The sequence below is a fragment of the Pseudomonas sp. PDNC002 genome, assembly GCF_016919445.1.
Lineage (GTDB): Bacteria > Pseudomonadota > Gammaproteobacteria > Pseudomonadales > Pseudomonadaceae > Pseudomonas.
Window position 1 is genome coordinate 928,075 of record NZ_CP070356.1, and the last position, 20,825, is coordinate 948,899.

A 20,825-nucleotide genomic window follows, 5' to 3' on the forward strand; every position below is an offset into this window, starting at 1 on the left:
GCCGGCCAAACCTTTGGTGGGGTTTTGCGCAAGGCACTGTTGCAGACAACGCAATCGGCCACGCAAAGGCGCCATGTTAAGCTGCCGCGTCCCTGGCCAACCGCAAGTCGAACCCGTGCCCGAAGCCGCCCTGATCCACCCGCCTCGCTGGCTCACCGCCGCTCAGTTGCATCCCGCGCCGACCACCCAGATCCAGGACTGGCTGTTCGATGAAGGCTCACTGACGCGCCGGCTCACTGCCCTCTCCGCAGACAACTTCGCGGTGCAGCCGCTCGCCGAAGGCTGGCACCGCCTGCGCACCGACGAATGCGCCGCGCTGGGCGTGCCCGACGGCAGCCAGGGCTGGGTGCGCGAGGTGTATCTGAAGGGCCACGGCACGCCCTGGGTGTTCGCCCGCAGCGTCGCCGCACGCTCGGCACTGGAGGGCTCGGGCTTCGACCTGCGCCTGCTGGGCACGCGTTCGCTGGGCGAGCTGCTGTTCAGCGACCGCGCCTTCCACCGCGGCCCTATCGAAGTCTGCCGCTACCCGGCCGCCAGCCTACCCGCCGAAGTGCGCGCCGAGCGCCTCTGGGGCCGCCGCTCCTGCTTCAGCCGCGATGGTCTGGGCGTGCTGGTCGCCGAGGTATTCCTGCCGACTCTGTGGCACCGGGTGGAACAACAGCCCGTATAATTCCCGGATCGTTTTCCGGAGGCCGCCATGTTCGTCGCCCTGATCAAACCCCTCGCCCGCCTGCATCCCCGCGCCTGGGACTTCATCCAGCTGACGCGCATGGACAAGCCGATCGGCATCTACCTGCTGCTCTGGCCGACGCTCTGGGCGCTGTGGATGGCCAGCGGTGGCGTGCCGAGCGTGAAGAACCTGGTGATCTTCGTCCTCGGCACGGTGCTGATGCGCATGGCCGGCTGCGTGATCAACGACTTCGCCGACCGCAAGCTGGATGGCCACGTCGAGCGCACCAAGGCCCGCCCGCTGGCGACCGGCAGGGTCACCGTGCGCGAAGCCTGGATCGCCTTCTTCGTGTTGCTGGGCTTGAGCTTCCTGCTGGTGCTGTGCACCAACATGCAGACCATCTGGCTGTCCTTCGGCGGCGCGGCCATCGCGGCGCTCTACCCCTTCATGAAGCGCTACACCTACTACCCGCAGGTGGTGTTGGGCGCGGCGTTCTCCTGGGGTATCCCGATGGCTTTCACCGCGGCTGGCGGCACGCTGCCGGCCGTGGCCTGGCTGCTGTTCTTCGCCAACGTGCTGTGGACAGTCGCGTATGACACCTACTACGCGATGACCGACCGCGAAGACGACCTGAAGATGGGCATGAAGTCCACGGCGATCCTCTTCGGTGACGCCGACCGGGTGATCAACCTGAGCCTGCAGGGCCTGATGCTCCTGCTGCTGATCCTGGCCGGCAACAAGCTGGCCATGCACCTGTATTACTACCTGGGCCTGGCCGTGGCGGCGGGCTGCTTCGCCTGGCAGTTCCATTCGACCCGCGACCGCGAGCCGATGAAGTGCTTCAAGGCCTTCCTGCACAACCACTGGGCGGGGCTGGCGATATTCCTCGGCACCGTGGCGGATTTCGCCCTGCGTTGATGCTGGGGCATTCGCAGGAGCGGACTCCGTCCGCGATAGGTCCGCATCACGCAGGAGACCATCGCGGGCGGAGTCCGCTCCTACGGCAATCCCAACCTGCAGGAGCGAATTCCTGGCAAGAGCCGTTAAGGCTTGGCCATGTGCCAGACGCCCATCTTGCCGTCACCGGCCATGTCGCCGGCCTTCTTGTCCTGCACGAAGGTGTACAACGGCTTGCCCTTGTAGGCCCACTGGGCGCTACCGTCATCGCGCTTGATCAGCGTCCAGTCGCCCATCGCCTTGTCATCGGCGCTGGCCATCAGCGGCGGCCAGTTCTGCGCGCAGCCGCCATTGCAGGCGGACTTGCCGCCACTGTCCTTGTCGAAGGTGTAGAGCGTCATGCCCTTGGCATCGACCAGCATGCCGTTCTTCTCCATGCCGGGTTCGGCGGCCAGCGCGGACATCGCCGGCAGCATCAGGCCCAGTGCCAGGGCCGGGAATAGCAGTTTCATAACGCTTCTCCTCTGGTGAGGTGGAAACGGCGCGAGCGCAAACGTGCAGGCGGGCGAGGTAACAGGCAGGGCCGGCCAGGGCGACGTCGACAACGCACTCACTTCCGTCATCGCAGGTTCCGGCAGCCGGGCTGCCGGCCGCACCGCCGACCGGGCCGGTGCGCTCCATCGTCACCGTGGCGCAAGCGCGCAGTGACTGGTTCAGCATAGACGAGCGCTCTGCGACAAGGCTCGGCTAACATCCCGGTGTCACATTCATGAAATATTTCCGTTATCTAATGCGGCGCAACACAGAAATTCTGAGGCCTCAGCATGGTTGGCAAGACAATCCTCATCGTCGATGACGAAGCTCCGATCCGGGAAATGATCGCCGTGGCCCTGGAGATGGCCGGCTACGAGTGTCTGGAGGCCGACAGCGCCCAGCAGGCGCATGCCGTGATCGTCGACCGCAAGCCGGACCTGATCCTGCTCGACTGGATGCTGCCGGGCACCTCCGGTATCGAACTGGCCCGCCGCCTCAAGCGCGACGAGCTGACCGCGTCCATCCCGATCATCATGCTCACCGCCAAGGGCGAAGAGGACAACAAGATCCAGGGCCTGGAAGTCGGCGCCGATGACTACATCACCAAGCCGTTCTCTCCCCGCGAACTGGTGGCCCGCCTGAAGGCTGTGCTGCGCCGCACCGGCGCCGGCGACAGCGAGACCCCGATCGAAGTCGGCGGCCTGCTGCTCGACCCGATCAGCCACCGCGTGACCATCGACGGCAAACCCGCCGAGATGGGCCCGACCGAATACCGCCTGCTGCAGTTCTTCATGACCCACCAGGAGCGTGCCTATACCCGTGGCCAACTGCTGGACCAGGTCTGGGGCGGCAACGTCTACGTCGAGGAGCGCACCGTCGACGTGCACATCCGCCGCCTGCGCAAGGCCCTGGGCGAGGTATACGAAAATCTGGTTCAGACCGTGCGCGGCACCGGTTATCGTTTCTCGACCAAAAGCTGACCCGACTTCTCGTCTGACGGGTACAAGGAACGGAATTTCGTGACCCAGAACTGGAGAGGCGTGCTGATACGCCACCTGCTGTTGGTGGTGGCCGCTGGCGCGCTGCTCGGCGTGATCACCGGCCAGTACGGCTGGGCCATCGCCGTGGCGCTGGCTGCCTACCTCGGCTGGTCGACCTGGCAGTTGCTGCGCCTGCACAAGTGGCTGAGGAATCACCAGCCCGACGAAGCCCCGCCCGATGGCTACGGCCTGTGGGGCGAGGTGTTCGACAGCATCTACCACCTGCAGCGACGCAACCAGAAGGCCCGCGGGCGCCTGCAGGCGGTGATCGACCGCATGCAGGAATCCACCGCCGCGCTGCGCGACGGCATGATCCTGCTCGACCGCGACGGCAACCTGGAGTGGTGGAACCAGTCCGCCGAACGCCTGCTGGGACTCAAGAGTCCGCAGGACGGCGGCCAGCCAGTGACCAACCTGGTCCGCCATCCGCGCTTCAAGGAATACTTCGAGGGCGAGGACTACCGCGAGCCGCTGGAACTCAGCTCGCCGATCAGCGACAGCCTGCGCCTGCAGTTCCACATCACCCTCTACGGCGCCGGCGAACACCTGATGCTGGTGCGCGACGTGACCCGCGTCCACCAGCTGGAACAGATGCGCAAGGACTTCGTCGCCAACGTCTCCCACGAGTTGCGCACACCGCTGACGGTGATCGCCGGCTACCTGGAGACGCTGCTGGACAACGTCGAAGACGTTAACCCGCGCTGGACCCGCGCCCTGCAACAGATGCAGCAACAGGCCGGGCGCATGCAGAACCTGCTCAACGACCTGCTCCTGCTGGCCAAGCTCGAAGCCACCGACTACCCGGCGGACAACAAGCCGGTGGCGGTGGACCTGATGCTGCTGTCGATCCGCAACGACGCCCAGGCGCTATCCGGGGCGCGCAACCACCGGATCAGCCTGGAGGCCGACTCGAAGGTGAAGCTCAAGGGCAGCGAGGCCGAACTGCGCAGCGCCTTCTCCAACCTGGTGTTCAACGCGGTGAAGTACACCCCCGAGGAAGGCGAGATCCGTATTCGCTGGTGGGGCGATGAGCAAGGTGCGCACCTGGCCGTGCAGGACAGCGGCATCGGCATCGATCCCAAGCACCTGCCGCGCCTGACCGAGCGCTTCTACCGCGTCGACTCCAGCCGCAATGCCAACACCGGCGGTACCGGCCTGGGCCTGGCCATCGTCAAGCACGTGCTGCTGCGCCACCGCGGCACCCTGGACATCAGCAGCGTGCCGGGCAAGGGCAGCAGCTTCACCTGCCACTTCCCGCCGCTGCAGGTCGAGACCCGCGCATAATCACTCTCGAATGCGACTCTTGACTGAGCGGGCTTGCCAGCCGGGCCCGCTGAACCGCATTCTTGTCCGTCCATTCTCAATCCAACAGAACCATGGACCCTTCCCCTAGTAGCCACTTCCTCACCTATTTCGCCGATTTCGGCCTGATCCTGTTCGCCCTGTTCCTCGTCGTGCTCAACGGCTTCTTCGTCGCCGCCGAGTTCGCCATGGTCAAGCTGCGCTCCACCCGCGTGGAGACCATCGCCAAGCAGCACGGCTGGCGCGGCACCATCCTGCGCAAGGTGCACAACCAGCTCGACGCCTACCTCTCCGCCTGCCAGCTGGGCATCACCCTGGCTTCCCTGGGCCTGGGCTGGGTCGGCGAACCGGCCTTCGCCGAACTGCTCGAACCGCTGCTGGCTGCCATTGGTGTGCACTCCGAGGAAGTCATCCGCGGCGTGTCGTTCTTTACCGCGTTCTTCATCATTTCCTATCTGCACATCGTGGTCGGCGAGCTCGCGCCCAAGTCCTGGGCGATCCGCAAGCCGGAGTTGCTGTCGCTGTGGACCGCAGTGCCGCTCTACCTGTTCTACTGGGCCATGTACCCAGCCATCTGGCTGCTCAACGCCAGCGCCAACGCCATCCTGAAGATCGCCGGGCAAGGCGAGCCGGGGCCGCACCACGAGCACCATTACAGCCGTGACGAGCTCAAGCTGATCCTGCACTCCAGCCGCGCCCACGACCCCAGCGACCAGGGCATGCGCGTACTGGCCTCGGCAGTGGAACTGGGTGAACTGGAAGTGGCGGACTGGGCCAACTCCCGCGAGGACCTGGTGTACCTCGAGCGCAGCGCGCCGCTGGACGACATCCTTGCCACCATCCGCCGCCACAAGTACAGCCGCTATCCGGTGTACGACAGCGAGAAGGGCGAGTTCACCGGCCTGCTGCACATCAAGGACCTGCTGCTTGCCCTGGCCACGCTGGATAGCCTGCCGGAATCCTTCGATCTCGACGAGCTGACCCACCCGCTGGAGATGGTCACCAAACACCTGCCGCTCGCGCGCCTGCTGGAGCAGTTCCGCCAGGGCGGCTCGCACTTCGCGCTGGTGGAAGAAGCCGACCACAAGGTGGTCGGCTACCTGACCATGGAAGACGTACTGGAAGTGCTGGTCGGCGATATCCAGGACGAGCACCGCAAGACCGAGCGCGGCATCGTCGCCTACCAACCGGGCAAGCTGCTGGTGCGTGGCGATACCCCGCTGTTCAAGCTGGAGCGCCTGCTGGGCATCGACCTCGACCACGTCGAGGCGGATACCCTCGCCGGCCTGGTCTACGACAGCCTCAAGCGCGTACCCGAGGAGGAGGAAGTCCTCGAGGCGGAAGGCTTGCGCATCATCGTGAAAAAGATGAAAGGGCCGAAGATCGTCCTGGCCAAGGTGGTCAAGCTGGACTGACAGTCCCCGCGCAACGAACAGGGCTGCCCTCGGGCAGCCTTTTTCTTTTCCTGCAAGGCATCGGTCAGTTGCCTTTGACCACCGCGAAATTCGGCAGCGAATCCACCGGCTGGGCGAAGTCGTAAGGGATCGACACCAGGTCCAGGCCGACGTTGCGCTGCACCACGAAGTGCAGGTGCGGACCGCTGCTGTTGCCGGTGTTACCCGACTGCGCCAGCGGCGAACCGGTGGCCACGCGCTGCCCCTCGCGGACCACCACCGAGCCACGCATCAGGTGCAGGTAAACGCCCATGGTGCCGTCGTCATGCAGTACGCGAACGAAGTTGCCGGATGGATTCTTGCCGCGCCCATCCTGGCCATTCTCGATCTTCACCACCGTGCCGCCCCGCGCCGCGACGATGGGCGTGCCCACCGGCATGGCGATGTCCATGGCGTAGCGCCCCTTGGGCGTGAAGTGGCTGTAGCGGCCATTGGCGCCCTGGGTCAGGCGGAACGGACCGCCCACCCACGGCAGGGCGTACTGATAGGACAACGGCCGCGGCCGCGGATCGCCCAGGGCGTAGCGCAGCGTGGGCTTGTAGCGCAAAGGTTTACTGGGATCGAGCGGCGTCAGGGTGGCGAGACGGATCGCGCTACGCGGCGGCAGCACCCAGCGGATCGGGCGCTCCGGTACGCCAATGGCGTTCTGCGCGCCACTCACGCTCAGTTCGACTTCCACCGGCGCGTACAGGTCGTTGCGCACCTGCAGCGTCTCGCCGCCAGCGTGCTTCTTCGTCTCCAGCTTCACCTGTTGTTCCAGGTGCTCGACCATGCGGTCGCGGAAGACGAACACGGCCGCACCCGCCACGGCCTTGTCCGTGTAGGTGACCACGCCGTTGGCGTCGGTGTACTTGTAGATGGTCACGGCCGAAGCCGTCCCCGAGGCGGCCAAAAGACCGCACAGGAAGATACTGCGCCCTAGCATGTCGACTCTGGTTATAGGTATGGCGACGCTGGCAAGACTAGCAGCGTCGCCGCGGCGTCGCGACCTGCCGCCGGTCGGCGTGTGAAGCAGTACCTGCCGGCCGTCCGGCAAAAATGTAACCGGATCAGGCGCCGGGCACGTAGTGCTTCTGGCTGCTGCCGCGGGCGATCAGGCGCGAGAGGTAGTCGAGTTTCTGCGGGTCGCGATCGACGAAGCGGAAAGTCAGTTGCAGCCATTCGCTATCGGGCTTGGGCTCGAGCGCTGCCACGGCGTGGAGGTAGCCGTTGAGGCGAGCGACGTCGCTGTCCTCTTCCAGGTCCAGCACGGCGCTTTCCAGCACCTGCGGCAGCGGCGTACCGCGTTTCACCACCAGCAGCGCTTCCTTGAGGCTGAGCGCCTTGATCACGCAGGGCAGGTTGGCAGCCGGCAGGCGCAGTTGGCCTTGCTGGCCCTTGGCGCCACTCCGGGCAGCGGCGGGAGCAGCGACCGCGGGCGCCGGGGCCGCCTGGGCGGGACGCGGCGCAGCAGGCGCGGCCGGACGCACGACCTCGGCCTTGCCGCCGGTGAGCGCGGCAAGCGAATCGTTGGGCATCGATCCGACCAGGCTGCGTTGCGGAGCCTGCGCCGCCAGGGCCTCCAGCTTGCCGGAGCGGGACAGCGCCTTCTTCACCTTGCTCACCAACTGGTCGTTGGAGAATGGCTTGCCGATGAAATCGGAGACGCCGGCCTGGATAGCCTGCACCACGTTGTCCTTGTCGCCACGGCTGGTGACCATGATGAAGGGTGTGGTCTTCAGGCTGTCCTGCTCGCGGCACCAGGTCAGCAGCTCGATACCCGACAGCTCGGGCATTTCCCAGTCGCAGAGGATCAGGTCCACGGCCTGGCGCGCGAGGAACTGCTGCGCCTTGCGGCCGTTGACTGCCTCTTCGATCTGCAGGCCGGGGAAATGGTCCCGCAGCCCCTTTTTCACCAGGTCACGAATGAACGGAGCGTCATCCACGACCAGCACACTGACCTTGCCCATCGGCATCTCCCGAAAACGATAGGGCGAAGAATAGCCTTGCCGGGTGGCTACGTGCCATTGGGATAAAACCGCCTGGCCATAAAATGACGAACCCGGCGCGAGGCCGGGTCCGTCGGTGCAACCGGTAAAGGGCTTACTCGGGCTTGCTCGCGCTGCCGGAGCCCTGCACTTCTTCCTTCATGCGGGTCAGCCCGAGGTGCCGCACATCGGTGCCGCGCACCAGGTAGATCACCAGTTCGGCAATGTTGCGCGCGTGGTCGCCGATGCGCTCCAGCGAACGTAGGGCCCAGATGACGTTGAGCACGCGGGAGATCGCCCGCGGGTCTTCCATCATGTAGGTGACCAGCTCGCGCAGGGCGGTCTTGTACTCGCGGTCGACGGTCTTGTCGTACTGCGCCACCGACAGGGCGAGGTCGGCGTCGAAGCGGGCAAAGGCGTCGAGCGCTTCCTGGACCATCTTGCGCACCTGGCCGCCGATGTGGCGCACCTCGACGTAGCCGCGCGGCGACTCGCCCTCCTCGCACAGCTGGATGGCGCGGCGGGCGATCTTCGAGGCTTCGTCGCCGATGCGCTCAAGGTCGATCACCGACTTGGAAATGCTGATGATCAGGCGCAGGTCGGAGGCGGCCGGCTGGCGGCGGGCAAGGATGCGCAGGCATTCCTCGTCAATGTTGCGCTCCATCTGATTGATCTGGTCATCGATCTCGCGCACTTGCTGGGCCAGGCCCGAGTCAGCGTCGATCAGCGCATTGACCGCGTCGTTGACCTGCTTCTCCACCAGGCCACCCATGGCCAGCAGATGGCTGCGCACATCTTCCAGCTCGGCGTTGAACTGCTGCGAGATGTGGTGGGTGAGGCTTTCTTTGTTGATCATGTGCAAACCCTTGAAAGGTGCGAAGTTCAGAACTCAGTCTTTATCCGGTCTCAACCAGAGCATTGAGGCCCTTGAGAAATCTTCGCTGGCGCGAAGGCGAAGCGCCGACAGTACATCCCGTACGGCAAGCTTCGCCGACAAAGCCAGAGGAGATTTCTCATGGCCTCAACCGTAGCGACCGGTGATGTAGTCTTCCGTCTGCTTCTTGGCCGGGTTGGTGAAGAGGGTATCGGTGTCGCCGAACTCGATCAGCTTGCCCATGTACATGAACGCCGTGTAGTCGGAGACGCGCGCGGCCTGCTGCATGTTGTGGGTCACGATGACGATGGTGAACTTGGATTTCAGCTCGTAGATCAGCTCTTCGATCTTCAGGGTGGAGATCGGGTCCAGCGCCGAGCAGGGTTCGTCGAGCAGCAGGACTTCCGGCTCCACGGCGATGGTGCGGGCGATGACCAGACGCTGCTGCTGGCCACCGGAGAGGCCGAGGGCAGACTCGTGCAGACGGTCCTTCACTTCGTCCCACAGCGCGGCACCCTTGAGCGCCCACTCGACGGCTTCATCGAGCACGCGCTTCTTGTTGATGCCCTGGATGCGCAGGCCGTAGACCACGTTCTCGTAGATGCTCTTGGGGAACGGGTTGGGCTTCTGGAACACCATGCCGACGCGGCGACGCAGCTCGGCGACGTCCACGCCCTTGGCGAAGATGTTGTGGCCGTCCAGGCGGATCTCGCCCTTCACGCTGCACCCATCGACCAGGTCGTTCATGCGGTTGAAGCAGCGCAGCAGGGTGGACTTGCCACAGCCGGACGGGCCGATGAAGGCGGTCACGCGCTGCTTGGGAATGTTCATGCTGACGTCGAACAGCGCCTGCTTCTCGCCGTAGAACAGGCTCAGGCCGGGCACTTCGAGGGCGACGGTCTCGTTCGCCAGGTTCATGCCCTGGCGGTCGCCGCGGCCGAGTGCGCCGATGTCGATGCCGTGGGATGCGGTTTCATGTTGCATGTTCAGTCTCCTTGGGAGGCTTGGCGGCGGGCGCTGCCCGCCGCCGGCAGAATCAGTTTTCCAGCGCCTTGTACTTTTCGCGCAGGCGGTTACGAATGGCGATGGCCGAGAAGTTCAGCAGGGCGATCACCATCACCAGCAGCAGCGCGGTGGCGTACACCAGCGGGCGCGCGGCCTCGACGTTCGGGCTCTGGAAGCCGACGTCATAGATGTGGAAGCCCAGGTGCATGATCTTCTGGTCCAGGTGCACGTACGGGTAGTTGCCGTCCACCGGCAGCGCCGGAGCCAGCTTCACCACGCCCACCAGCATCAGCGGCGCCACTTCGCCAGCGGCGCGGGCCACGGCGAGGATCAGGCCGGTCATCATCGCCGGGCTGGCCATCGGCAGGACCACTTTCCACAGGGTCTCGGCCTTGGTCGCGCCCAGGGCCAGCGAGCCTTCGCGGGTGGCCCGCGGGATACGTGCCAGGCCTTCCTCGGTGGCCACGATCACCACCGGTACCGCGAGGATCGCCAGGGTCAGCGAGGCCCAGAACAGCCCGGGCGTACCGAAGGTCGGCGCCGGTAGTGCTTCGGGGAAGAATATCCGGTCGATCGATCCGCCCAGCACATAGACGAAGAAGCCCAGGCCGAACACGCCATAGACGATCGCCGGGACGCCCGCGAGGTTGTTCACCGCGATGCGGATGATGCGGGTCAGCAGGCCCTGGCGGGCGTACTCGCGCAGGTATACCGCAGCGATCACGCCGAACGGGGTGACGATCACGGCCATGACCAGGGTCATCATCACGGTGCCGAAGATGGCCGGGAAGATACCGCCCTCGGTGTTGGCTTCACGCGGGTCGTCGCTGAGGAACTCCCACAGCTTCTTGAAGTAGAAACCCAGCTTGGCGCCCACGCCCATCTGGTTGGGCTGGTAGGCATGGACCAGCTTGCCGAGAGTGATCTCGGTCTGCTGGCCAGTGGCGTCGCGCATCACCACGCTATCGCGGTTGAATTCCTGGTGCAGGCCGTTGAGCTGCTCTTCCAGCACCTTGTACTGGGCATTCAGTTCGGCGCGGCCGGCGGCGATATCGGCCTCGGCGGTGGCATCGAGCTTGTTGTTGAGCTGCAGGCCGCGCTCTTTCAGGCGCAGCCGCTCAAGACCGTGGTTGATGCCACCGATGTCCTTCTTCTCCAGCTGATAAAGCTGGGTGTAGAGGTCATCGACGCGCTTCAGACGGGTCTGCAGCTCGGCCATGGCCTCGGGCCCTTCGGCGACAACCTTGCCGTTCTCTTTCACGCTCAGCAGGTAACCATAGAAGTTGCCCCACTCGCGGCGCTCCAGGGTGACCATGTCGGCGGGATGACGGCGGTCGGTCAGCCACTCGCCGATGACCCAGGAGAAATCACTGCCGTACAGGTCGCGGTTGCCGAGCTTGAGCAGTTCGCGGGTCATGAACTCCGGGCCGTTGTCCGGCACCGGCAGGCCAGCGCCGCGCAGACGCGCACGCGGCACCTGCTCGATCTGCACTTCCTCGCCGATCAGGGTCTTGGGCGCTTCACCGGGAACGGTGTAGGTCGCCTCGATCACGTCCGCCGGCCAGAAGTGGCCGAGACCGCGCACAGCGATCACGGCGAGCAGGCCGATGGTCATGATCACGGCGATGGACACCGCGCCGGCATTCATCCACACCCAGGGAGAACCGCTGGCGAGCCACGCTTTGACGGATTCCTGTTTCTGTTTCACAGCCGTAAGCCTCGTCAGGCGTCGCTTAGAGCGACGCGTATTTCTTGCGCAGGCGCTGACGGATCAGCTCTGCCAGGGTGTTCATCACGAAGGTGAAGGACAGCAGCACCAGTGCCGAGAGGAACAGCACGCGGTAGTGAGTCCCGCCCACCTCCGATTCGGGCATTTCCACCGCGACGTTTGCCGCCAGCGTTCGCATACCCTGGAAGATGTTCACGTCCATGACCGGGGTGTTACCGGTGGCCATCAGCACGATCATGGTCTCGCCCACGGCGCGGCCCATGCCGATCATCAGCGCGGAGAAGATGCCCGGGCTGGCGGTCAGGATCACCACGCGGGTCAGCGTCTGCCAGGGCGTGGCGCCCAGGGCCAGGGAGCCGTAGGTCAGGCTGCGCGGCACGCTGAAGATGGCGTCTTCGGCGATGGAGAAGATGTTCGGAATCACCGCGAAGCCCATGGCCAGGCCGACCACCAGGGCGTTGCGCTGGTCGTAGGTGATGCCCAGGTCGTGGCTGATCCACAGGCGCATGTCGCCGCCGAAGAACATGGTCTCCAGGTGCGGGCTCATCCACAGGGCGAAGGCACCGGTGGCAAGAACGACCGGGATCAGGATCGCCGCTTCCCAGCCGGCTGGCAGGCTCAGGCGGATGCGTTCGGGCAGTCGGCTCCAGATCAGGCCGGCGGCGAGAATGCCTAACGGCGTGAGCAGCAGCAGGCTGAAGATGCCCGGCAGGTGGCCTTCGACGTACGGCGCGAGGAACAGGCCGGCGAAGAAGCCGAGGATCACCGTCGGCAGCGCTTCCATCAGCTCGATCACCGGCTTGACCTTGCGGCGCATGCCCGGAGCCATGAAGTAGGCGGTGTAGACGGCGGCAGCGATGGCCAGCGGTGCGGCGAGGATCATCGCGTAGAACGCAGCCTTCAGCGTACCGAAGGTCAGCGGCGACAGGCTCAGCTTGGGCTCGAAGTCAGTCGTGGCGGCGGTGGACTGCCAGACATAGCCAGGCTTGTCATAGCTCTCGTACCAGACCTTGCCCCACAGCGCGCTGAAGGACACTTCCGGGTGCGGGTTGCTGACCACGAAGCGGCGCAGCTCGCCGCCCTGTTCGACGACCAGACGGTTGGCGCGCGGCGACAGCGCCATCGGGCCAGCGGACGGGGCGACATTTTCCACCAGCAACGTGCGGTGTGCGGTGCTGTGGAAGATGCCCAGGTTGCCCTGCTTGTCGAGGGCCAGGAAGCCCTTGCGGCGTTGCTCCGGCGCGATACTGGTGATCGGCTGGTCGCCCAGCTTGAAGTCACGCACGTGGGACAGGCGCGGTTCGCCATCTTCGCCGCGAGCCATGAACCACTGGCCGATGCCGCCCTTGGAGTCACCGACCATCAGCGAGATGCCACCCAGCAGCTGGCTGCTGGCGGTCACTTCGGCGGAGGCGTCATCCAGCAGCTTGTAGCGGCCGTTGAGCTGGTGCGTATTCAGGTCGAAGACGTCGGCCTGGGCACGGCCATTGAGTACATAGAGCCACTGCTTGCGCGGGTCCATATAGATGGCTTTCACCGGGTCGGCGATCTGCGGCAGGTTGATGCGCTCTTCCTGCAGAGTGCTTTCACCGGTCAGCATGTTTTCCTGCTGAGTCAGGCCGAGCAGGAGCATTTCGCTACCTGTGGACGCGGCCAGCAGCAGGCTGTCGTCACCCGAGACGATCGCTACGTGCTCCAGCGGACGACCCTGGGGATCCAGGTTCATCGCGGCTTCGCCATAGGGATAGTCGATGTGCGGGGTGATGGTCTTCTTGTTGTCCGGGTAGGTGACCTTGTAGTTGTGCTTGAACACCAGCACCTGACCGTTGGACAAGCCCAGCGCGACGGTCGGATGACCCGGCTGGTCCTCGGCGATGGAGGTAACGCTGGTGCCGGCGGGCAGCTTCAGCGCAACGCGATTCATCTCGTCGCCTTTCTTGGCGTCGAAGAACACGACCTCGCCATTGGCGGCGACGCGCATACCTACCATGTTCTGCTCTTCTATGCTCAGCAGCAGCGGCGCCTGGGCCGTCTTCAGCCAAGCCGGAGCGAGGGGTTCGCGGGTCTCCAGTTCGGCACCGCGGAACAGCGGCAGCACGACGTAGGCGAGGTAGAAGAAGATCAGGGTAATGGCAGCCAGCACGGCGAGACCGCCGACCAGCACGTACCAGCGGGTCAGTCGATCCTTGAGCGCCCGGATACGGCGCTTGCGCTGCAGGGCAGGCGTATTGAAATCGATCCGCTCGGGGAGAGAAGAAGTCATCGGGGAGTTGGCCATGTCGTTCATGGAGTGACACCCTAGCGGCTCTGTATGACAGAAAGATGACATGGAAGTGACGCGACAAAGCCCACCAGCAGAGCCATGCTGGCGGGCTCGGTCGAGTATGCGTCAGCCCATGCCGGGCGGCGGTTTCCGCCCGGTTGAAAGGCTGATTACAGACCCAGATCCTTGATCGCTTTTTCGGCGACTTTGGACGGCAGCGGGATGTAGCCGTCTTTCACGACAACCTGCTGGCCAGTCTTGGAGAGCACCATTTTCAGGAACTGGGCTTCCAGTGGGTTCAGCGGCTTGTTCGGCGCCTTGTTGACGTAGACGTAGAGGAAGCGCGACAGCGGGTAGCTACCGTTCAGGGCGTTAGCTTCGTTGTCTTCGATGAACTCGCCGCCTTCTTTCTTGGCCAGGGCAACGGTCTTCACGCTAGCGGTCTTGTAACCGATACCGGAGTAACCAACGCCGTTCAGGGACTGGCTAACCGACTGCACCACGGAAGCCGAACCCGGCTGCTCGTTGACGTTCGGCTTGTAGTCGCCTTTGCACAGGGCTTCTTCCTTGAAGTAGCCGTAGGTGCCGGAGACGGAGTTACGGCCGAACAGCTGGACGGGCTTGTTGGCCCAGTCGCCGGTCAGGCCCAGGTCACCCCAGGTCTTCACTTCCGACTTGCCGCCGCACAGGCGGGTGGAGGAGAAGATGGCGTCGACCTGTTGCATGGTCAGGCCTTTGATGGGGTTGTCCTTGTGCACGAAGATCGCCAGGGCGTCCACGGCAACCGGAACAGCGGTCGGCTTGTAGCCGTACTTCTGCTCGAAGGCCTGCAGCTCGACATCCTTCATCTTGCGGCTCATCGGGCCCAGGTTGGCGGTGCCTTCGGTCAGAGCCGGCGGCGCGGTGGAGGAACCGGCGGCCTGGATCTGCACGTTCACGTTCGGGTACAGGCGCTTGTACTCTTCCGCCCACATGGTCATCAGGTTGGCCAGAGTGTCGGAACCGACGCTCGACAGGTTACCCGACACACCGCTGGCTTTCTGGTAGTCCGGCAGAGCCGGATCGATCGCGGCCACCGCACTGGCGGTGCCTACGCCTGCGGCGACAAAAGTCAGGGCCGCCATCAAACGCTTGAGTTTCATGCCTTGCTCCTTAAGGAGAATGGGGTTGGATGGAACGGGGGCCAGTATCGTCAGGCCGCATGAAGACTCTATGACGCGAATGTGACAGTTGGATGAAATGCCATCAGTCCGTTGCGGACGGGTTGTAACAGGGTGAATCGCTGGGCAGAAATGGCGGGAAATGGCTTTCCAGAGCCTCTACAGCGCTTCACGCGTTGCTCTGGGAGCGAGCTTGCTCGCGCACCTGAACGGCCTCAGGCATGCGAATCCTCGCGGTAATCACGCCCAGGACGATCGCTTGCGTAGGAGTGGACTCCGTCTGCGATGACTATTCCGCGAGCGATTACGGTCAGGCTATTTTCCCGCGCGCAAAAGCAAAGCCCCCGGCCAGCTTTCGCTAACCAGGGGCTTTGGGATAGGAGCTTGACGATGACCTACTCTCACATGGGGAGACCCCACACTACCATCGGCGATGCGTCGTTTCACTACTGAGTTCGGGATGGGATCAGGTGGTTCCAACGCTCTATGGTCGTCAAGCAATTCTTTCGGACGCTCGTGGCTTACGCACACGCTCATCCAGATTCGGGTATGTGACAGGTATTTGCGGTTCACACGAACTTTCGGTTCGTTACGTCTTCACCGTCTAACACACAAATTGTTTGGGTGTTATATGGTCAAGCCTCACGGGCAATTAGTATCGGTTAGCTCAACGCCTCACAGCGCTTACACACCCGACCTATCAACGTCGTAGTCTTCGACGGCCCTTTAGGGGAATCAAGTTCCCAGTGAGATCTCATCTTGAGGCTAGTTTCCCGCTTAGATGCTTTCAGCGGTTATCTATTCCGAACATAGCTACCCGGCAATGCCACTGGCGTGACAACCGGAACACCAGAGGTTCGTCCACTCCGGTCCTCTCGTACTAGGAGCAGCCCCTCTCAAATCTCAAACGTCCACGGCAGATAGGGACCGAACTGTCTCACGACGTTCTAAACCCAGCTCGCGTACCACTTTAAATGGCGAACAGCCATACCCTTGGGACCGGCTTCAGCCCCAGGATGTGATGAGCCGACATCGAGGTGCCAAACACCGCCGTCGATATGAACTCTTGGGCGGTATCAGCCTGTTATCCCCGGAGTACCTTTTATCCGTTGAGCGATGGCCCTTCCATACAGAACCACCGGATCACTAAGACCTACTTTCGTACCTGCTCGACGTGTCTGTCTCGCAGTCAAGCGCGCTTTTGCCTTTATACTCTACGACCGATTTCCGACCGGTCTGAGCGCACCTTCGTACTCCTCCGTTACTCTTTAGGAGGAGACCGCCCCAGTCAAACTGCCCACCATACACTGTCCTCGATCCGGATAACGGACCAGAGTTAGAACCTCAAGCATGCCAGGGTGGTATTTCAAGGATGGCTCCACGCAGACTGGCGTCCACGCTTCAAAGCCTCCCACCTATCCTACACAAGCAGGCTCAAAGTCCAGTGCAAAGCTACAGTAAAGGTTCACGGGGTCTTTCCGTCTAGCCGCGGATACACTGCATCTTCACAGCGATTTCAATTTCACTGAGTCTCGGGTGGAGACAGCGCCGCCATCGTTACGCCATTCGTGCAGGTCGGAACTTACCCGACAAGGAATTTCGCTACCTTAGGACCGTTATAGTTACGGCCGCCGTTTACCGGGGCTTCGATCAAGAGCTTCGCTTTCGCTAACCCCATCAATTAACCTTCCGGCACCGGGCAGGCGTCACACCCTATACGTCCACTTTCGTGTTTGCAGAGTGCTGTGTTTTTAATAAACAGTCGCAGCGGCCTGGTATCTTCGACCGGCATGGGCTTACGGAGTAAATCCTTAACCCTCGCCGGCGCACCTTCTCCCGAAGTTACGGTGCCATTTTGCCTAGTTCCTTCACCCGAGTTCTCTCAAGCGCCTTGGTATTCTCTACCCAACCACCTGTGTCGGTTTGGGGTACGGTTCCTAGTTACCTGAAGCTTAGAAGCTTTTCCTGGAAGCATGGCATCAACCACTTCATCATCTAAAAGATGACTCGTCATCAGCTCTCGGCATTAAGACCCCGGATTTACCTAAGATCTCTGCCTACCACCTTAAACTTGGACAACCAACGCCAAGCTGGCCTAGCCTTCTCCGTCCCTCCATCGCAGTAACTAGAAGTACAGGAATATTAACCTGTTTCCCATCGACTACGCTCTTCAGCCTCGCCTTAGGGACCGACTAACCCTGCGTCGATTAACGTTGCGCAGGAACCCTTGGTCTTTCGGCGTGGGAGTTTTTCACTCCCATTGTCGTTACTCATGTCAGCATTCGCACTTCTGATACCTCCAGCAAGCTTCTCAACTCACCTTCACAGGCTTACAGAACGCTCCTCTACCGCGCATCTTGCGATGCACCCGTAGCTTCGGTGTATGGTTTGAGCCCCGTTACATCTTCCGCGCAGGCCGACTCGACTAGTGAGCTATTACGCTTTCTTTAAAGGGTGGCTGCTTCTAAGCCAACCTCCTAGCTGTCTAAGCCTTCCCACATCGTTTACCACTTAACCATAACTTTGGGACCTTAGCTGACGGTCTGGGTTGTTTCCCTTTTCACGACGGACGTTAGCACCCGCCGTGTGTCTCCCACGCTGACACTTCCAGGTATTCGGAGTTTGCATCGGTTTGGTAAGTCGGGATGACCCCCTAGCCGAAACAGTGCTCTACCCCCTGGAGTGATACGTGAGGCGCTACCTAAATAGCTTTCGAGGAGAACCAGCTATCTCCGAGCTTGATTAGCCTTTCACTCCGATCCACAAGTCATCCCCTACCTTTTCAACGGGAGTGGGTTCGGTCCTCCAGTCAGTGTTACCTAACCTTCAACCTGCTCATGGATAGATCGCCCGGTTTCGGGTCTATACCCAGCGACTAAAACGCCCTATTAAGACTCGCTTTCGCTACGCCTTCCCTATACGGTTAAGCTCGCCACTGAATATAAGTCGCTGACCCATTATACAAAAGGTACGCAGTCACCTAACAAAGTAGGCTCCCACTGCTTGTACGCATACGGTTTCAGGTTCTATTTCACTCCCCTCTCCGGGGTTCTTTTCGCCTTTCCCTCACGGTACTGGTTCACTATCGGTCAGTCAGTAGTATTTAGCCTTGGAGGATGGTCCCCCCATATTCAGACAAAGTTTCTCGTGCTCCGTCCTACTCGATTTCACTTCAAAGAACCTTTCACATACGGGGCTATCACCCACTATGGCCGCACTTTCCAGAGCGTTCTGTTAGATTCAAAGAAGCTTAAGGGCTAGTCCCCGTTCGCTCGCCACTACTAAGGGAATCTCGGTTGATTTCTTTTCCTCAGGGTACTTAGATGTTTCAGTTCCCCTGGTTCGCCTCTTACACCTATGTATTCAGTGCAAGATACCCAGGTTATCCCGGGTGGGTTTCCCCATTCAGAGATCTCCGGATCAAAGTCTGTTTGCCGACTCCCCGAAGCTTATCGCAGGCTACCACGTCTTTCATCGCCTCTGACTGCCAAGGCATCCACCGTATGCGCTTCTTCACTTGACCATATAACCCCAAGCAATCTGGTTACTGTCTCGAACGTGAAGACGACATTCGCCGAAAATTCGCGCTTGAACTCGCAAATTTTACCTTGACTTGAATAATCACCAGTGAAAGAGATTATTCAGTCTACTTCTATCACATACCCAAATTTTTAAAGAACAGTTCTGGCACAAAGACCAGACATCAATGTTCGTTCAACCTGAACATTCATGTCTGAGCTTTCGACGATTTAATGGTGGAGCCAAGGAGGATCGAACTCCTGACCTCCTGCGTGCAAAGCAGGCGCTCTCCCAGCTGAGCTATGGCCCCTTATCGGATCAGCAGCACACCACAACAATTGGTGGGTCTGGGCAGATTCGAACTGCCGACCTCACCCTTATCAGGGGTGCGCTCTAACCAACTGAGCTACAGACCCAATCGTCTAACCAGTGAATCAAGCAATTCGTGTGGGAGCTTATGAAGAAGCTGAGATCTTCGATTAAGGAGGTGATCCAGCCGCAGGTTCCCCTACGGCTACCTTGTTACGACTTCACCCCAGTCATGAATCACTCCGTGGTAACCGTCCCCCTTGCGGTTAGACTAGCTACTTCTGGAGCAACCCACTCCCATGGTGTGACGGGCGGTGTGTACAAGGCCCGGGAACGTATTCACCGTGACATTCTGATTCACGATTACTAGCGATTCCGACTTCACGCAGTCGAGTTGCAGACTGCGATCCGGACTACGATCGGTTTTATGGGATTAGCTCCACCTCGCGGCTTGGCAACCCTCTGTACCGACCATTGTAGCACGTGTGTAGCCCTGGCCGTAAGGGCCATGATGACTTGACGTCATCCCCACCTTCCTCCGGTTTGTCACCGGCAGTCTCCTTAGAGTTCCCACCATAACGTGCTGGTAACTAAGGACAAGGGTTGCGCTCGTTACGGGACTTAACCCAACATCTCACGACACGAGCTGACGACAGCCATGCAGCACCTGTGTTCCGATTCCCGAAGGCACTCTCGCATCTCTGCAAGATTCCGGACATGTCAAGGCCAGGTAAGGTTCTTCGCGTTGCTTCGAATTAAACCACATGCTCCACCGCTTGTGCGGGCCCCCGTCAATTCATTTGAGTTTTAACCTTGCGGCCGTACTCCCCAGGCGGTCGACTTATCGCGTTAGCTGCGCCACTAAAATCTCAAGGATTCCAACGGCTAGTCGACATCGTTTACGGCGTGGACTACCAGGGTATCTAATCCTGTTTGCTCCCCACGCTTTCGCACCTCAGTGTCAGTATCAGTCCAGGTGGTCGCCTTCGCCACTGGTGTTCCTTCCTATATCTACGCATTTCACCGCTACACAGGAAATTCCACCACCCTCTACCGTACTCTAGTCAGGCAGTTATGGATGCAGTTCCCAGGTTGAGCCCGGGGATTTCACATCCATCTTACCAAACCACCTACGCGCGCTTTACGCCCAGTAATTCCGATTAACGCTTGCACCCTTCGTATTACCGCGGCTGCTGGCACGAAGTTAGCCGGTGCTTATTCTGTTGGTAACGTCAAAACAGCAAGGTATTAACTTACTGCCCTTCCTCCCAACTTAAAGTGCTTTACAATCCGAAGACCTTCTTCACACACGCGGCATGGCTGGATCAGGCTTTCGCCCATTGTCCAATATTCCCCACTGCTGCCTCCCGTAGGAGTCTGGACCGTGTCTCAGTTCCAGTGTGACTGATCATCCTCTCAGACCAGTTACGGATCGTCGCCTTGGTAGGCCTTTACCCCACCAACTAGCTAATCCGACCTAGGCTCATCTGATAGCGCAAGGCCCGAAGGTCCCCTGCTTTCTCCCGTAGGACGTATGCGGTATTAGCGTTCCTTTCGAAACGTTGTCCCCCACTACCAGGCAGATTCCTAGGCATTACTCACCCGTCCGCCGCTGAATCATGGAGCAAGCTCCACTCATCCGCTCGACTTGCATGTGTTAGGCCTGCCGCCAGCGTTCAATCTGAGCCATGATCAAACTCTTCAGTTCAATACTGCTTGGGTTTTGAGAAAACCCTAAACTTGGCTCAGCAATCGCATGCTCTATTTAAAGAGCTAAAACTCTCGAATTCACGAGTGTTACTTGCGTTGCTGATAATCAGTCGATCATCAGTCTTACATCACAAGCACCCACACGAATTGCTTGATTCAACTTGTTAAAGAGCAGTTGGTTGATTCTTTCGTCTCAACCGAGGCGCGCATTCTACAGCAGCGTCTCATCTTGTCAAGCGTTGTTTTCGAAAATTTTCTTTTCTACTCAACCGCTTGCGCTTCGGAGAAGTTAACCTTCTCACCAGCGGGAGGCGCATTCTACAGCGTTCAAACTCGCTGTCAAGCACCTCGATAATCTTCTTTTCAGTCGCTGCCGAGGCAGCCAATGGAAA

The 20,825-nt window shown here is 61.1% G+C and carries 13 protein-coding genes, 2 tRNA genes and 3 rRNA genes; 5 read left to right on the forward strand and 13 right to left on the reverse strand.

Annotated features, from left to right (window positions below; translation table 11 throughout):
- Positions 1-115: 115 nt before the first annotated feature.
- Both JVX91_RS04325 and ubiA read left to right on the forward strand, forming a co-directional pair.
- Positions 116-670 carry a chorismate lyase gene (locus JVX91_RS04325; protein ID WP_240201696.1) on the forward strand — a complete coding sequence of 185 codons (555 nt, stop codon included), beginning with the start codon at positions 116-118 and terminating at the stop codon, positions 668-670.
- 27 nt (positions 671-697) lie between these two features.
- Entirely contained in the window at positions 698-1,588 is an 891-nt protein-coding gene (gene ubiA, locus JVX91_RS04330) for a 4-hydroxybenzoate octaprenyltransferase (RefSeq protein ID WP_205338182.1), read from the forward strand.
- A 125-nt stretch (positions 1,589-1,713) separates the two neighbouring features.
- Here the strand turns inward: ubiA and JVX91_RS04335 are convergent, their stop codons facing one another.
- Positions 1,714-2,079, reverse strand: a complete 366-nt coding sequence (locus JVX91_RS04335) for a hypothetical protein (RefSeq protein WP_205338183.1) — start codon at positions 2,077-2,079, stop codon at positions 1,714-1,716.
- Between the two features lie 312 nt (positions 2,080-2,391).
- On the opposite strand from JVX91_RS04335, the gene phoB reads away from it, so the two are divergent.
- The 3 genes from phoB (at position 2,392) to JVX91_RS04350 (ending at position 5,858) form a co-directional block, all read left to right on the forward strand.
- Positions 2,392-3,081, forward strand: a complete 690-nt coding sequence (phoB, locus tag JVX91_RS04340) for a phosphate regulon transcriptional regulator PhoB (RefSeq protein ID WP_205338184.1) — start codon at positions 2,392-2,394, stop codon at positions 3,079-3,081.
- A 39-nt stretch (positions 3,082-3,120) separates the two neighbouring features.
- Positions 3,121-4,425, forward strand: a complete 1,305-nt coding sequence (gene phoR / locus JVX91_RS04345; protein WP_205338185.1) for a phosphate regulon sensor histidine kinase PhoR — start codon at positions 3,121-3,123, stop codon at positions 4,423-4,425.
- 92 nt (positions 4,426-4,517) lie between these two features.
- Positions 4,518-5,858 carry a hemolysin family protein gene (locus tag JVX91_RS04350; RefSeq protein ID WP_205338186.1) on the forward strand — a complete coding sequence of 447 codons (1,341 nt, stop codon included), beginning with the start codon at positions 4,518-4,520 and terminating at the stop codon, positions 5,856-5,858.
- 64 nt (positions 5,859-5,922) lie between these two features.
- On the opposite strand, the gene JVX91_RS04355 is transcribed toward JVX91_RS04350, so the two are convergent.
- From JVX91_RS04355 to JVX91_RS04410, 12 genes are all read right to left on the reverse strand, one after another.
- Entirely contained in the window at positions 5,923-6,822 is a 900-nt protein-coding gene (locus tag JVX91_RS04355; protein ID WP_205338187.1) for a peptidoglycan DD-metalloendopeptidase family protein, read from the reverse strand.
- A 124-nt stretch (positions 6,823-6,946) separates the two neighbouring features.
- Entirely contained in the window at positions 6,947-7,846 is a 900-nt protein-coding gene (locus JVX91_RS04360; protein WP_205338188.1) for a response regulator, read from the reverse strand.
- Positions 7,847-7,979: 133 nt separating this feature from the next.
- Complete coding sequence (gene phoU, locus JVX91_RS04365; protein WP_205338189.1) at positions 7,980-8,720, reverse strand: phosphate signaling complex protein PhoU; 741 nt, start codon at positions 8,718-8,720, stop codon at positions 7,980-7,982.
- Between the two features lie 165 nt (positions 8,721-8,885).
- A complete protein-coding gene (gene pstB, locus JVX91_RS04370; protein ID WP_205338190.1) occupies positions 8,886-9,722 on the reverse strand; it encodes a phosphate ABC transporter ATP-binding protein PstB in 837 nt (278 codons plus the stop codon).
- 52 nt (positions 9,723-9,774) lie between these two features.
- On the reverse strand, positions 9,775-11,451 hold the full coding sequence (gene pstA / locus JVX91_RS04375) for a phosphate ABC transporter permease PstA (protein WP_205338191.1): 1,677 nt from the start codon (positions 11,449-11,451) through the stop codon (positions 9,775-9,777).
- A 25-nt stretch (positions 11,452-11,476) separates the two neighbouring features.
- Positions 11,477-13,510 (reverse strand): ABC transporter permease subunit, encoded by a 2,034-nt coding sequence (locus JVX91_RS04380; protein ID WP_205339927.1) that lies wholly within the window; start codon positions 13,508-13,510, stop codon positions 11,477-11,479.
- Positions 13,511-13,905: 395 nt separating this feature from the next.
- A complete protein-coding gene (locus JVX91_RS04385) occupies positions 13,906-14,877 on the reverse strand; it encodes a phosphate ABC transporter substrate-binding protein PstS (RefSeq protein ID WP_054910037.1) in 972 nt (323 codons plus the stop codon).
- Positions 14,878-15,277: 400 nt separating this feature from the next.
- Positions 15,278-15,393 (reverse strand): 5S ribosomal RNA (rrf, locus tag JVX91_RS04390).
- Positions 15,394-15,526: 133 nt separating this feature from the next.
- A 23S ribosomal RNA gene (locus JVX91_RS04395) occupies positions 15,527-18,418 on the reverse strand.
- 230 nt (positions 18,419-18,648) lie between these two features.
- A tRNA-Ala gene (locus JVX91_RS04400) sits at positions 18,649-18,724 on the reverse strand.
- Between the two features lie 29 nt (positions 18,725-18,753).
- Positions 18,754-18,830, reverse strand: a tRNA-Ile gene (locus JVX91_RS04405).
- A gap of 64 nt (positions 18,831-18,894) precedes the next feature.
- Positions 18,895-20,431, reverse strand: a 16S ribosomal RNA gene (locus tag JVX91_RS04410).
- Together the 16S, 23S and 5S rRNA genes with 2 tRNA genes alongside form the textbook arrangement of a ribosomal RNA operon.
- Between the last annotated feature and the right edge of the window lie 394 nt (positions 20,432-20,825).

Coding starts and splice junctions, on each gene's coding strand:
- phoB (WP_205338184.1), top strand. CDS start 2,392: ATGGTTGGCAAGACAATCCTCATCGTCGATGACGAAGCTCCGATCCGG.
- JVX91_RS04385 (WP_054910037.1), bottom strand. CDS start 14,877: ATGAAACTCAAGCGTTTGATGGCGGCCCTGACTTTTGTCGCCGCAGGC.
- JVX91_RS04360 (WP_205338188.1), bottom strand. CDS start 7,846: ATGGGCAAGGTCAGTGTGCTGGTCGTGGATGACGCTCCGTTCATTCGT.
- pstB (WP_205338190.1), bottom strand. CDS start 9,722: ATGCAACATGAAACCGCATCCCACGGCATCGACATCGGCGCACTCGGC.
- JVX91_RS04350 (WP_205338186.1), top strand. CDS start 4,518: ATGGACCCTTCCCCTAGTAGCCACTTCCTCACCTATTTCGCCGATTTC.
- JVX91_RS04355 (WP_205338187.1), bottom strand. CDS start 6,822: ATGCTAGGGCGCAGTATCTTCCTGTGCGGTCTTTTGGCCGCCTCGGGG.
- JVX91_RS04335 (WP_205338183.1), bottom strand. CDS start 2,079: ATGAAACTGCTATTCCCGGCCCTGGCACTGGGCCTGATGCTGCCGGCG.
- phoU (WP_205338189.1), bottom strand. CDS start 8,720: ATGATCAACAAAGAAAGCCTCACCCACCACATCTCGCAGCAGTTCAAC.
- ubiA (WP_205338182.1), top strand. CDS start 698: ATGTTCGTCGCCCTGATCAAACCCCTCGCCCGCCTGCATCCCCGCGCC.